Raw genomic sequence first — 13526 nt, 5'->3', positions numbered from 1 at the left:
CGATCGGGGAGACCACCCACGGGCCCGACCACGCGCCCGTCGACACCTCGCGCCTGACCGTGCTGTCCGGGCCGACCGCCGTCGGCAAGGGCACCGTGGTCACCGAGCTGCGGCGCCTGTACCCGGACCTGTGGTACTCCGTGTCGGCCACCACGCGGCCGATCCGGCCCGGCGAGGTCGACGGCGTGCACTACCACTTCCTCACCTCGGACGAGTTCGACGAGGCCGTCGACTCCGGCGAGATGCTCGAGTGGGCGGTGGTCCACGGCGTCCACCGCTACGGCACGCCGCGCCGCGCCGTCGTCGACCAGCTCGCCGCCGGTCGGGCGGTCCTGCTCGAGCTCGACCTGCAGGGCCACCGCCAGGTGCGCGCCGCACTGCCCGGGGCCCGCCACGTGTTCCTCGCCCCGCCCGACCGGGTCGAGCTCGTCCGGCGCCTGGTCGGTCGGGGCACGGAGACCGAGGAGGAGCGCGAGCGCAGGCTCGCCACCGCCGACGTCGAGCTGGCCTCCGTCGCGGAGTTCGACGAGATCATCGTCAACTCCGACGTGACCGAGGCCGCACTGGCCCTTGCCGGGCTCCTGGGCCTGGTCCGGCAGCCCGCACGCTAGGATGGCGGTCCGTGTGCCCGTCGCCCTCACGCGCGAGCGCACCCATCATGCGAGGAGGACCCATGGCCGGAACAGTCGCCGAGCCGATCGGCATCACGGACCCGCCGATCGACGAGCTCCTGACCACCGTCGACTCGAAGTACGCGCTCGTCATCTACGCCGCCAAGCGCGCGCGTCAGATCAACACCTACAACCAGCAGCTGCAGGACGGTCTCCTGGAGTTCGTCGGCCCGCTCGTGCCGTCGGCCCCGGAGGAGAAGTCGCTGTCGATCGCGCTGCGCGAGATCAACGCCGGGCAGCTCACCCTCACCCGTACCGAGGACTGATCCGGTCGTGACGTCGAGCACCGGGGGAGAGGGCGTGCGCGCCCCCCGCCGGCTCGACGTCGTCCTGGGTGTCACCGGCGGCATCGCCGCCTACAAGGCCCCCCTGGTCCTGCGCCTGCTGACCGAGGCCGGCCACCGCGTCCGCGTCGTGCCGACCGCCACGGCCCTGGAGATGGTCGGCGCACCGACGTTCGAGGCGCTGTCCGGGCAGCCCGTCCGCGCCGGCGTGCTGGACGGCGCCACCGCCGTCGACCACGTCGATCTCGGCCGGCACGCGGACCTCGTGATCGTCGCTCCCACGACGGCGCACACCCTCGCCCGGGCCGCCGCCGGCCTCGCGGACGACCTGCTCACCGCGACGCTGCTCACCGCGACCTGCCCGGTGCTGCTGGCGCCCGCGATGCACACCGAGATGTGGCAGCATCCGGCCACAGTCGCCAACGTCGCGACCCTGCGCTCCCGGGGCGTCACCGTCCTCGACCCCGACTCCGGCCGACTCACCGGTGCCGACACCGGGCCGGGGCGCCTGCCCGAGCCCGAGCGCATCGTGACCGCCGGCCTCGCGCTGGTCGGACTGACCCCTGGCGGCCGCCCGGTCGCGGCGTCGTCGGGTGCCGCCCCGTCGGGTGCCGACTCGGCGCAGGTCCCCGCTCCGCTCTCGTCCGGCGCGTGCCCGCCGCGTCGCCAGGACCTGGCCGGTCGCACGGCCATCGTCTCGGCCGGTGGCACGTACGAGCCGGTCGACCCGGTCCGCTTCATCGGCAACCGGTCCAGCGGCCGGCAGGGCGTGGCGATCGCCCGCGCCGCGGCCGACCGCGGCGCCCGGGTGACCCTCCTCGCGGCCAACGTCGAGCGCGCGCTGCTGCCCGACGAGCTCGCGATCGAGGTCGTCCCCGTCGGCTCCGCCCTCGAGCTGGCCGAGGCCGTCCAGGACACTGCCGCGGAGGCCGACATCATCGTCATGGCGGCAGCCGTCGCCGACTTCCGGCCGGCCGAGGTGGCCGGGACCAAGGGCAAGAAGGACGGCAGCGGCCGACGCACGATCGAGCTCGTGGAGAACCCGGACATCCTCGCCGGGCTCGCGGCGGACCGGTCCCGCCCCGGCCGGCTCGTCGTCGGGTTCGCCGCCGAGACCGGGGACGAGACGGGCAGCGTGCTCGACCACGGCCGGGCGAAGGCGATCCGCAAGGGCGCCGACCTGCTCGCCGTCAACGCCGTCGGGGTCGGGGTCGGCTTCGGCGATGTCGACACCGAGCTGACGATCCTCGACGCCGCGGGCGAGGTCGTGACCACCGGCGCCGGCAGCAAGGCCCAGATGGCGGACATCCTGCTCGACGCGATCGTCGATCGACTGGCGGAGCCTACGATTCAGCGGTGACCCAGCTGCGCACCTTCACGTCCGAGTCCGTCACGGAAGGACACCCGGACAAGATCTGCGACCGGATCTCCGACGCGATCCTCGACGAGCTCCTCGAGGTCGACCCGGACGCGCGGGTCGCCGTCGAGTGCCTCGTCACCACGGGTCAGGTCCACGTGGCGGGGGAGATCCGCACCAACGGGTACGTCGACATCCCCACCATCGTCCGGCGCGAGATCAGCGCGATCGGCTACACGTCCTCCGAGGTCGGCTTCGACGGCCGGTCGTGCGGCGTGTCGGTCAGCGTCGGCGAGCAGTCCGCGGACATCGCCGCCGGCGTGGACAAGTCCCTCGAGACCCGCGACGACCTCGGCGAGATCGACCCGCTCGACGTGCAGGGCGCCGGCGACCAGGGCCTGATGTTCGGGTACGCCACCGACGAGACCGACACGTTGATGCCGCTGCCGATCCACCTCTCGCACCGGCTGGCCGAGCAGCTCGCCGCGGTCCGGCGTGAGCACCAGGTCCCGTGGCTGCGGCCCGACGGCAAGACCCAGGTCACCGTGGGCTACTCCCGCGGCGGCCCGGCCGCGATCACGGGCATCGTCGTCTCGACCCAGCACGACGAGGACGTCACCGGGTCGATGCTCGACGAGGCCGTCCGCACGCTGGTGGTGCAGCCGGTCCTCGCGGCCGAGCTCGCGGGCGTCGCGGCCGACGTCGACACCGCCGAGCTCGCGCTGCTCGTCAACCCGACCGGCCGGTTCGTGCTCGGCGGCCCGATGGGGGACGCGGGGCTCACCGGACGCAAGATCATCGTCGACACCTACGGCGGCATGTCCCGCCACGGCGGCGGCGCCTTCTCCGGGAAGGACCCGAGCAAGGTCGACCGGTCCGCGGCCTACGCCATGCGGTGGGTCGCAAAGAACGTCGTCGCCGCGGGACTGGCCCGGCGCTGCGAGGTCCAGGTCGCCTACGCCATCGGTCAGGCTGCCCCGGTCTCCCTGTATGTCGAGACCTTCGGCACCGCCACGGTCCCCGAGGAGGCCATCGAACGGGCGGTCCGGGAGGTCTTCGACCTGCGACCGCTCGCCGTGATCAGGGACCTGGACCTGCTCCGCCCGATCTACCGGCCGCTGGCGGCGTACGGCCACTTCGGCCGGCCCGGCCTCGACCTCCCGTGGGAGCGCCTCGACCGCGTCGAGGCCCTGCGCGCCGCCGCGGCCTGAGTCCGGCGGGGCCCGAGCCCGGCGGGGTGTGAGCGCGACGCGGCCGACGGCGCCGGCCCACAGGTGCCTCCCCGCGCGCGTCCTGCACAGACCGCCCCGGCGGTCGGCCCCGCCGTCGGCGCTCCGTGATGTGATGTGGCGATGACCCCCCGAGCCGAGCAGCCCTCCCTGGGCGAGCTCGTCGACCTTGCCGCGGTTCCGCCCGGCGGCGCGGGGGACCCGGACGCCGACGTCGTCTCCGTGCTCGTGGAGACCCCGCTCGCCCACCTCGACCGGCCCTTCGACTACCTGGTCCCACCGGCGATGGCCGACCGGGTCGCCGTCGGCTCCCGGGTGCGCGTGCGCTTCGCCGGTCGCGAGCTCGGGGGGTACGTCACCGCCCGCACGCGCGGGACGACGCGCTCCGACCTCGCCCCGCTCCGGCGCGCGGTGAGCGCCGTGCCGGTGCTGGCCGAGCCGGTCGCCCGGCTCTGCCGCGCCGTCGCCCGGGCACACGGCGGCACGACCGCCGACGTCGTCCGCCTCGCCGTTCCGCCCCGCCATGCCGGCACAGAGGAGTCGATGAGGGGGGCCGACCAGGCCGCTCCCGGTCAGGACGGACCCGCGCACCAGCACGAGCCCCTCGACGCCGACGGGGCGCGCCGCCCGGACGCGCCGGTACGCGAGGACGGTCCGGGCAGCAGCGAGACAGCACCGGCACCGGTCCCGGCGCCGCCCGTGGATCCCGGCGCGTGGGCCGAGCTCACCGCCGGACCCGCGTTCCTCGCCCACGTCGCGGCCGGTGAGTCGCCCGCCGCGGTCGTCACCGCGCTGCCCGGGACCACGCCCGCGCTCGTCGTGCGCGCAGTCCGGGCCGCGCTCGACGGCGGACGGGGTGCGCTCGTCGTCGCCCCGACCGCCCGGCACGTCGACGACGTCGCCGGCGCGTTGGACGAGGCGGGGATCGCCGACGTCGTGCGCCTGTCGGCGGACGACGGCACCGCGCGCCGGTACCGCACATTCCTGCGCGCGCTCACCGGGCAGGCTCGGGTCGTCGTCGGCACCCGGTCGGCGGCCTTCGCACCGGTGGCTCGGCTGGGTCTCGTCGTCGTGGTCGACGACGGCGACGACCGGCTCGCGGAACCGCGCGCACCTTACCCCCACGTCCGTGACGTCCTGCTGGCGCGCCACCTGGACGAGGAGCAGGACGCGACCGCGAGCGAGGACCGGCCACGGACGTCGGGGGAGCGGGCGGCGCTGGCGATCATCGGCGTCGGGCGATCGGTCGCCGCCCAGCACCTGGTGGCCACCGGCGTCGCCGCCTCCCTCGCGGCCGACCGCTCCCTCGTGCGCTCCCGTACGCCGCGCGTCACGGCACCGACGGACCTCGACCTCGCCGCCGAGGGCCCCGCGGCGGCGGCCCGCATCCCGCATGCGGCGTGGCGGCTCGTGCGCGACTCGCTCGCCACGGGGCCCGTCCTCGTCCAGGTGGCGCGCGCCGGCTACGTACCCGCTCTCGCCTGCGAACGGTGCCGTGAGCCCGCCCGCTGCCGGCACTGCTCCGGCCCCCTGCAGGCCACGCGCGCGGGCGGACCGCCGAGCTGCCGCTGGTGCGCCCGCGCCGCCGCCGACTTCCGCTGCCCCCACTGCGGCTCGCCGTCGCTGCGGGCGATCCGCGTCGGGGCCGGACGCACCTCCCACGAGCTGGGCCGTGCCTTCCCGGGCGTGCCGGTCCTGGCCTCGGACGCGGGCCAGGACACGGGCGTGGCCAGGACGGTCGACGACCGTCCGCGGCTCGTCGTGGCCACGCCCGGCGCGGAGCCGACCGCGGAGGGCGGGTACGTCGCGGCACTGCTGCTGGACGGCGGGGTCGCGACCGCCCGGCCCGGGCTCGCTGCCGCCGAGGAGGCGCTGCGGCGGTGGGTGAGCGCCGCGGCCCTGGTGCGGCCCGCGACCGACGGCGGCAAGGTCCTGCTGCTCGGACGGCCGGCCCCGCACGTCGCCCAGGCACTGGTGCGCTGGGACCCGGTGGGGCTCGCCGAGCGGGAGCTCGGCGAGCGTGCCGAGCTCTCGCTGCCTCCCGCCGTGCCCGTGGCCGTGGCCGAGGGCGCAGCCGCCGCGCTCCGTTCGTTCCTCGCCCACCTGGCCGCGGACGCGCGGGCCGACCGGGTGGAGGTGCTCGGTCCGGTGCCCGTCGACCCGCCGGCCACCGACGCACGAGGGCCTGGGCGCTCCGCCCGCGACGCGGCTCGCGACGGACCCGCCGAGACACCCCAGGCGCGTGCCGTGCTGCGGGCGGCCGACGACGTGGAGCTGGGACCGCTGCTCGCCGCCGCCGCGGCCGCGCGGTCCGCGCGCAAGGAGCCCGGCACCGTGCGCGTGCAGGTGGCGCCGACCGACATGCTCTGAGCGCGTCGACGCCGCGCGCCCCGATGCCGGCCGCCGGCCCTCGCGGAGGCAGCAGGTCGGCACGGCGCTTACCATCGAAGGCGTGCGAGTCCTGTTCGCCGGTACTCCGGTCGTGGCGCTTCCGGCCCTGCACCACCTGCTGCAGTCGCAGCACGAGGTGGTGGGGGTCCTCACGCGCGCTCCCGCGCCGCGGGGCCGCGGCCGGACGCTCCATCCGTCTCCCGTGGGGGAGGCGGCCGCGGAGGCCGGACTTCCGGTGCTCACGCCACGTACCCTGCGCGACGACGACGTCGTGGAGGAGATCCGGGAGCTCGGGGCCGACGTCGCGGCGGTGGTCGCCTACGGCTTGCTCGTCCCGCCGCCGGCCCTCGCGGCCACCGCCCACGGGTGGGTCAACCTGCACTTCTCGCTCCTGCCCGCCTACCGGGGCGCGGCGCCCGTCCAGCACGCGCTCCTGGCCGGCGAGGACGTCACCGGAGCCACGACCTTCCTCCTCGACGAGGGGCTCGACACCGGTCCCGTGCTCGCGACCATGACCGAGACGATCCAGCCCACCGACACTTCCGGCGCGCTGCTCGACCGCCTCTCGGTCGCCGGTGCCCGGCTGCTCACGCGCTCGCTGGAGACGCTCGTCTCGGGTCTGATCGACCCGGCCCCGCAGAGCGCGCTCGGGGTGTCCACGGCGCCCAAGCTGGACCCGTCCGACGGGCTCCTCGACCTCGACGCGCCCGCCGAGCGCATCGACCGCGTGGCTCGGGCGACGACGCCGTCACCCGGCCCCTGGACCACGCTGCCCGACGGCTCCCGGCTCAAGCTCCGGCCCTTCACCCTGCGCCCGGACGTCACGGACCTCGCACCGGGCGAGCTGCGGGAGACCCGGCGAGACGTGCTCGTCGGCACGGCGACGCACGCCCTGCAGCTCACCGAGCTCGCGCCCGCCGGCAAGAGCTGGATGGCGGCCGACGCGTGGGCCCGCGGCGCACGGCTCGAGGCGGGCGACCGGCTCGGCGCCCACCGGCCGGGCGCATGACCGACGCACGGCGCAGTCCTGGTCTTCGCGGCGGCCCGGTTCGACGCAGCCCCGGTCGACGCGGCGGACCCGACCCGGCCCGCCGGGCGGCCTACCAGGTCCTGCGGCAGGTCCACGACGACGACGCCTACGCCAACCTCGTGCTCCCCGGCCTGCTGCGCGAGCGCCGGATCGCGGGGCGCGACGCCGCGTTCGCGACGGAGCTCGCGTACGGCACCCTGCGCATGCGGGGCCGCTACGACGCGATCCTTGCCCTCGCCTCCGGACGGGACGTCGCCGCGCTCGACGCGCCGGTCCGCGACGTCCTGCGGCTCGGCACCCACCAGCTGCTCGGGATGCGCGTCCCCTCGCATGCGGCGGTGGCCGAGTCGGTCACGCTCGTGCGCGAGGTCGCCGGGCAGTCACCGACCGGGCTCGTCAACGCGGTCCTGCGGAAGGTCGCGGCCCGCGACGTCGAGGACTGGCTCGACGACGTGGCGGACGCCGCGCGGTCCGGCGGCGGCGAGTGGTTCGACGTCGCGGCGGCCGTCGAGTCCCATCCCGCGTGGATCGTCCGCGCGCTGCAGCAGGCCCTGCTCGCCGACGGTCGCGACGGACGCGAGCTCGGCGACCTGCTCGACGCGGACAACACCCCGGCGCGGGTCACGCTCGTCGCCCGCCCCGGCTGGTCGTCCGTGGGCGAGCTCGGCCGTCAGGCGCGCGACCTGGGCGGCGACGTGGAGCAGCACCCGCTCCCGGGCGCGGTCGACCTCGTCGGCATCGCGCCCGGCGAGCTCGCCGATGTCGCCACCGGCCGGGCAGGGGTCCAGGACGCGGGCTCACAGCTCGTGACGCACGCGCTCCTCGCCGCCGAACTCACCGGTCCGGCGGCCGACGACGGCGGGACCTGGCTCGACCTCTGTGCCGGGCCGGGAGGGAAGGCCGCCCTCCTCGCGGCGGAGGCGGGGCGCCGCGGGGCTCGGCTCGTCGCGAACGAGGTCCAGCCGCACCGGGCGGACCTCGTGCGTCGCGCGGTGGCCAGGGCCGAGGGCGACGTCCGGGTGACGGTGGGGGACGGTCGCCGCGCGGCCGGGACGCTCGTCGAGGCCGGTCGCGAGGGGGCGGACCGCATCCTGCTCGACGCGCCCTGCACGGGGCTCGGCGCTCTGAGGCGCCGCCCGGAGGCCCGCTGGCGCCGGAGCCCGGAGGACCTCGCCGCGCTCGCCGCGCTCCAGCGCGAACTGCTCGACGCCGCCGCGGACGCCCTCGCCCCGGGCGGGGTGCTCGCCTACGTCACCTGCTCCCCGCATGTCACCGAGACCCGCGCGCAGGTCTCCCGCCTGCTGCGGGCAGGAACGGGGCTCACACTGCTGGACACGGCCCGGATCACGCGGTCGGTCGCCGGGGGACTCGCCGACGACGTCGTCGGAAGCTCGCTGGACGGCGCGGAAGGCACCGTCGTCCAGCTGTGGCCGCACGTCCACGGCACGGACGCGATGTTCCTCGCGCTCCTGCGCCGCGAGGCCTGATCCGGGGCGCGCGCACGGCCGCCCGACCGAAGGCGGACATCGATGCGGCCCTCGGGGGCGCGAGCGGTACTCCCGTGCGTCGCCGGGAGGCTAGCCTCGGTCCATGGCCCCCGTCGTGATCTCGCCGTCCATCCTCACCAGCGACCTCGCCGACCTGCGCGGCGAGCTCACGCGGATCTCGGGCGCGGACTACGCGCACGTCGACGTGATGGACAACCACTTCGTGCCCAACCTCAGCTGGGGTCTGCCCGTCGTCGAGGCGTGCGTGCGCGTGAGCCCGGTGCCGATCGACGCCCACCTGATGATCGAGGCGCCCGAGAGGTGGGCCGTCGGCTACGCGGAGGCCGGCTGCGCGTCGGTGACCTTCCACGCCGAGGCCGCCGCGGCGCCGGTCAAGCTCGCCCGGGAGCTGCGTGCGGCCGGCGCGAAGGCCTCGATCGCCATCCGTCCCGGCACGCCGTTCGAGCCGCTGGTCGACCACCTCGCCGAGTTCGACATGATCCTGCTGATGACCGTGGAGCCCGGCTTCGGCGGGCAGTCGTTCATCGAGTCGGTCCTGCCGAAGATCCGCCGTGCCCGCGAGGCGGTCTCGGCCGCCGGGCTGGACATCCGCCTCCAGGTCGACGGCGGCATCTCGCGGGCGACCATCGAGCGCGCCGCAGACGCGGGCGCCGACACGTTCGTCGCCGGGTCGGCCGTCTACAACGCCGAGAACGCGAACGACGAGATCGCCGCGCTGCGGGAGCTGGCCTCGGCCGCTCACGCGCACTGAGCAGGCCTCCCGGCCGGGCGCCGGAGGACCGTCGGCGCCACGGGGAGTTCTCCCCGCCCGTTCCCGGCGGCCGGCACCTGAACGTCACTCGTCGTTCACCTCTCGGACCCGTCCGCGGGTCACGCTCCACGCAGACCCCATGACCGGGCTGCTCGCCCCGTCGTGGCCCGCCGACGAGGAGCACGAGATGACGCTGGAGATCGACCCCTACTCGACCGCCGCCGTCGGGGACGACGTCTGGGTGGACGGCATGCTCCTGCGGGACGGCGCCGGCGAGCTCCCGGACCAAGGCGTCATGGACCGTGCGGTCGGCACGGGCCCCGACCGGATCGCCGGTGACCTGTCCTCCCTGCGCTCGGCCATCGCCGACTTCCTCTCCACGCACGACACCGGCCTGCTCGCGCTCGCCGCGGCGACCGAGGCGTGCGGCTCGTCCACCGTGAGCGTCTCCGAGGGCTTCGACGAGATCGACCACGACTCCGGCACCGGGTTCGACTTCCTCGAGGTCTGAGCCGTGGTCCTCGAAGTCTGACGCGCCGAGCCGCACCACGGCCCGCCGCACGGCCGCACGACACCACGTTCCGCACGCCCCGGGTCGGTCCCGTCCGATCCAGATCCGAGAGGACTCCACATGGCCGGCGCCGATCAGCTCCCGCTGCCCGACGGTGTGGCGACGACGTTCATGGTGCAGGGCACCAACGTCTCGCGCATCCAGGGCCGCCTGCAGCAGACCCTGCTCTCCGACGGCTCGGCCTCGCAGCGGATGCGTGGCGCCTTCCCGGAGGGAGTGACGGCCGCGGCGATCGATACCGAGCTGTCGATCCTGTCCGGCCACGTGCAGACCGCGGCCGAGAACATGGGCGGCGCCGGTCAGCGCATCTGGGACGTCGGAGCCTCGTTCGAGACCTGCGAATCCACGATCGAGGGGCTGCAGACCGAGTGGGACGAGGTCGACACCTGGTTCGACGATGCCCTCGACCAGATCAACTCCGACCCGTACTACACCGATCCCGCGAACCAGCGGGACAAGGCCGAGGCCATCGAGTCGATCGACCTCCAGCGGGAGAGTCGCCGCGAGGACATGAAGGAGCGGTACGACACGGCGCTCGACACCCTGGGCGAGGAGGCCGCCACCGCGGCGAGGAAGCTCACCGAGCTCACCGACGGGTTCGTCCCCGCGGCCCAGCAGGGAAGTGCGGCGGACATCGCCGCCGCGATGACCGAGGGCACCACCATCTCTGACGGCAGCCGGCGCGACCACGTCGCGGACGAGCAGGCAGAGCATGCCGAGGACCTCCTGGAGCGTGCCGAGAACGGCGACGAGGACGCGATCCAGGAGATCGTCGACACGTACGGCGACCTCACCGACGACCCGTACTTCGCGACCGCGCTCATGGAACGGCTCGGTCCGGACGGGGTCAACTCCGTGTCGATGCACCTGATGGAGAGGATCGACGCCTCCGAGGGCTACCCCGACAGGCAGGAGCAGTACCGCGACATGTTCAGCGTCCTCGGCGGGGCGTACACGACCTCGACGGGCTCGCTCGAGGGAATGGATCCGGTCACTCGCGAGGATACGGAGACCTGGCGCACCGAGTGGTACGAGCAGCTGAAGACGAGTGGCCGCGAGGGCTTCAACCCCTATACCGGGCAGCCCTACGAGGAGGGCATGGACGGCACGGCGGTGTACGGGTACGACATCCAGAGCCAGCTCCTTGCCGCAGGCATGGAGGTCAACCCGGACGTCGAGGTGGGCCGTGACTACATGGAGCACGTCGGTACCGACATGGTCGAGTGGGACCAATGGCTCACCGAGAACTTCCCCCACCGGTCCAACACGTCGCACATGGGTGGGAGCATGTACGACCTGGGTGCGTCGCCGCTCGGCGACCTGCACCCCACGGATCCCCGCCGCGACCCGCTGCACAACCTGCTGGCCGCCGCCGGGACGAGCGAGGAGGCCGCCTACGGGCTTCTGCTCGCCGACATCCCTGCCGGAGACGGTGAGACCCAGTCGATCATCGAGTACTACATGCACGGTCGAAGCGACGCCACGGACGGCGCGGTCATGGGTATGCCGGACCTCGGCGTCGAGATGGGGGACGTCCTCGAGAGCTATGCCCTCGACGACGGCGACCGTGAGTCCGTCGAGCTCGCGCAGCAGTCCATCGTCGGGTACAACGACGCGATCGCCGGGTCCGAGCCGATCGCCGGCGACACCGCGGAGACCAGGGCCGGGTTCAACATGATGTCCCTGCGGCCTGCCATGGGTACCGTCATGGCAACCTACGTCGACGACCTCCACACCGGGTTCGATGGCCAGGCGACCGCGGACGGGGTCGGGGCGGGTGACGGAGGGACGTACGACATCACCTTCAGCAACTCCACTCTGAACAACCTCCATCACGTGTTCGGTGACCTCGGGTACGACCGGCCCGAGTCGATCGTCATGCCCGGCGAGGACGGCACGACGCAGGGCGACCCGAACAACCCGCCCGCGCTGCAGCGGATCCTCAACGCCAGCTGCGCGCACACCAACAACGGGATGTACGAGGCGCTGACCGGCGGCAACATGGACGCCGCACAGGAAGCGTTCGGCCGGGGCAGCTACTTCGACGCATTCGTCCTGGAGTCACTCTCGAACGAGAACGGCGACAGCGCGGGCGCTCTCGACAGCTACAACGAGTACATGCAGACGATGGCCAACGCGGGCATCGGCCTCGTGCCCTTCGACGACATCCCGGTCGTCGGCGGTGCCGTCGACAAGGGGATCGACTGGGCCGCGGACCCCGTGCTGGAGGCCATGTTCGAGACCGGGAACGAGGACGCGCAGCGCGCCACCGGCGCCGAGTGGCAGCAGGCGCAGAACGCGATGGTCAACGACCGGTTCTACGCCACCGTCGCTGCGGCCGGGAACTTCGACGGGTCGCCGTCGTTCACGGGGTGGGAGCAGGCGACGGGTCGCGAGCTCGACGCCGGGTCGCAGTTCTGGGACAGCGACGGCTCGGTGATCCCCTACGACCGGATGACGGACGATCAGCGGGCCCAGTTCGTCGACTACCTCAACGACCACGAGGACGGCGCTGGCTCGACGTACGGCTCGATGACCAACGACGCCGAGGGACGGATGAACGACGCCCGCACCCGGGCCGACAACGACAACCTCGCGGCGGATGCCGAGGACGACGAGGACTGATCCTCGTTCGTTCCGCCACCGGGCCCGGCCCCTGTCGTGGGAACGGGCCCGGTCGTCGTACACTGACCCTCGAGCACGTGCTCCGGGGTCGGTGAAAATCCGAACCGGCGGTAACAGTCCGCGAACCCGAGGCCACGCAGAGCAACGCGTGGTCAGGGCCGATCCGGTGGAACTCCGGGACCGACGGTCAAAGTCCGGATGAGAGGAAGCACGCGGTGGGCCATCCGGCCCACCCTCTCGGGACGCCCGCGTCCCCTCGCCCCGGTCGCCACGTCGACCGGGAGGAGGAACGGGTGGCACAGGCCATCGAGCACGACGACGACGCCCGCGCCTCGGCCGACTCCCGCACGCGGGAGCGCACCCGCCCCGGCAGCGCGCTCGCGCCGCTCGCCTTCGGCCTGATCGTCCTGGTCGCCTGGGAGGCCGCCTCCCGCGCGGGCGCCGTCGACCCGTACTTCCTGCCCGCGCCCAGCGCGATCCTCGCCCGCGTCGCCGAGGACCTCGCGGGCCCCGCCCGCGCCTACCTCTGGCCCACGCTGGTCGCCGCCGGCTGGGGCTCGCTCCTGGGCGCAGCCGTCGCCCTGCCGCTCGGCATCGTCATCGCCTCCTCGACGCTCGCCCGCCGCGTGCTCGAGCCCTACGTCGCCGCGTCCCAGGCACTGCCCGCCGTGGCCGTCGCCCCGCTGCTCGCGCTGTGGCTCGGTTACGGCGTCCTGCCCGTCGTCGTCCTGTGCGCCCTCATGGTGTTCTTCCCCATGCTGCTGGGGACCGTGTACGGGCTCACCCACATCGACCCCGACGTGGTCGAGGCAGCCCGCCTCGACGGCGCCGGCGGACCCGTCCTGCTGGCCCGCATCCTCCTCCCGCTCGCGGTGCCCGCGATCCTCACCGGCGTGCGCAACGGCGTCACGCTCAGCCTCACCGGCGCCATCGTCGGGGAGATCGTCACCGGGGGTCGCGGGCTGGGGATGCTGCTCTCCGCGCGCGGAGCGTCCGCCGACACGGTCGGCCTGTTCTCGATCCTCGCCGTCCTCTGCGTCCTCGCCGCGTCGCTGTTCGCCGCGGTCGGGGCCCTGCAGCGCCACCTCCGCCACCGTCAAGGAGCCTGA

Annotated in this window: 11 protein-coding genes and 1 riboswitch; all 11 genes read left to right on the top strand. The window is 74.3% G+C overall.

Annotation, left to right across the window (positions count from 1 at the left end; all coding sequences use genetic code 11):
• The first annotated feature begins 2 nt into the window (after nucleotides 1-2).
• The 11 genes from gmk to AC24HA_RS10030 all read left to right on the top strand — a co-directional run bounded on the left by gmk (nucleotide 3) and on the right by AC24HA_RS10030 (nucleotide 13526).
• Nucleotides 3-611 carry a guanylate kinase gene (gene gmk, locus AC24HA_RS10080; RefSeq protein ID WP_425709550.1) on the top strand — a complete coding sequence of 203 codons (609 nt, stop codon included), beginning with the start codon at nucleotides 3-5 and terminating at the stop codon, nucleotides 609-611.
• A 62-nt stretch (nucleotides 612-673) separates the two neighbouring features.
• Nucleotides 674-937, top strand: coding sequence for a DNA-directed RNA polymerase subunit omega (gene rpoZ / locus AC24HA_RS10075; RefSeq protein WP_425709471.1), 264 nt, complete (start codon nucleotides 674-676; stop codon nucleotides 935-937).
• Between the two features lie 34 nt (nucleotides 938-971).
• A complete protein-coding gene (locus AC24HA_RS10070; RefSeq protein ID WP_425709470.1) occupies nucleotides 972-2315 on the top strand; it encodes a bifunctional phosphopantothenoylcysteine decarboxylase/phosphopantothenate synthase in 1344 nt (447 codons plus the stop codon).
• Nucleotides 2316-2320: 5 nt separating this feature from the next.
• Entirely contained in the window at nucleotides 2321-3523 is a 1203-nt protein-coding gene (gene metK, locus AC24HA_RS10065) for a methionine adenosyltransferase (protein WP_463648945.1), read from the top strand.
• 141 nt (nucleotides 3524-3664) lie between these two features.
• A complete protein-coding gene (locus tag AC24HA_RS10060; protein WP_425709468.1) occupies nucleotides 3665-5911 on the top strand; it encodes a primosomal protein N' family DNA-binding protein in 2247 nt (748 codons plus the stop codon).
• Nucleotides 5912-5993: 82 nt separating this feature from the next.
• Complete coding sequence (locus AC24HA_RS10055; protein ID WP_425709467.1) at nucleotides 5994-6941, top strand: methionyl-tRNA formyltransferase; 948 nt, start codon at nucleotides 5994-5996, stop codon at nucleotides 6939-6941.
• On the top strand, nucleotides 6938-8449 hold the full coding sequence (locus AC24HA_RS10050; RefSeq protein WP_425709466.1) for an RsmB/NOP family class I SAM-dependent RNA methyltransferase: 1512 nt from the start codon (nucleotides 6938-6940) through the stop codon (nucleotides 8447-8449). The genes AC24HA_RS10055 and AC24HA_RS10050 overlap by 4 nt, the downstream gene beginning before the upstream one ends.
• A gap of 103 nt (nucleotides 8450-8552) precedes the next feature.
• Entirely contained in the window at nucleotides 8553-9221 is a 669-nt protein-coding gene (gene rpe / locus AC24HA_RS10045; protein WP_425709465.1) for a ribulose-phosphate 3-epimerase, read from the top strand.
• A gap of 139 nt (nucleotides 9222-9360) precedes the next feature.
• On the top strand, nucleotides 9361-9732 hold the full coding sequence (locus AC24HA_RS10040) for a hypothetical protein (RefSeq protein WP_425709464.1): 372 nt from the start codon (nucleotides 9361-9363) through the stop codon (nucleotides 9730-9732).
• Nucleotides 9733-9852: 120 nt separating this feature from the next.
• Nucleotides 9853-12417: a hypothetical protein gene (locus AC24HA_RS10035; protein WP_425709463.1), complete on the top strand. Its 2565-nt coding sequence runs from the start codon at nucleotides 9853-9855 to the stop codon at nucleotides 12415-12417.
• A 75-nt stretch (nucleotides 12418-12492) separates the two neighbouring features.
• Nucleotides 12493-12631: riboswitch (FMN riboswitch) on the top strand.
• A 79-nt stretch (nucleotides 12632-12710) separates the two neighbouring features.
• Nucleotides 12711-13526 (top strand): ABC transporter permease, encoded by an 816-nt coding sequence (locus tag AC24HA_RS10030; protein ID WP_425709462.1) that lies wholly within the window; start codon nucleotides 12711-12713, stop codon nucleotides 13524-13526.

This window comes from Georgenia sp. Z1491 (assembly GCF_057652395.1).
Note: the sequence above shows the minus strand (reverse complement) of the source record. Positions and strands in the feature narration are given on the sequence as shown.

What these genes read in the sequence shown, in the direction of transcription:
- rpoZ (WP_425709471.1), top strand. Translation starts at nt 674, where the DNA reads ATGGCCGGAACAGTCGCCGAGCCGATCGGCATCACGGACCCGCCGATC.
- AC24HA_RS10060 (WP_425709468.1), top strand. Translation starts at nt 3,665, where the DNA reads ATGACCCCCCGAGCCGAGCAGCCCTCCCTGGGCGAGCTCGTCGACCTT.
- AC24HA_RS10050 (WP_425709466.1), top strand. Translation starts at nt 6,938, where the DNA reads ATGACCGACGCACGGCGCAGTCCTGGTCTTCGCGGCGGCCCGGTTCGA.
- rpe (WP_425709465.1), top strand. Translation starts at nt 8,553, where the DNA reads ATGGCCCCCGTCGTGATCTCGCCGTCCATCCTCACCAGCGACCTCGCC.
- AC24HA_RS10040 (WP_425709464.1), top strand. Translation starts at nt 9,361, where the DNA reads ATGACCGGGCTGCTCGCCCCGTCGTGGCCCGCCGACGAGGAGCACGAG.
- AC24HA_RS10035 (WP_425709463.1), top strand. Translation starts at nt 9,853, where the DNA reads ATGGCCGGCGCCGATCAGCTCCCGCTGCCCGACGGTGTGGCGACGACG.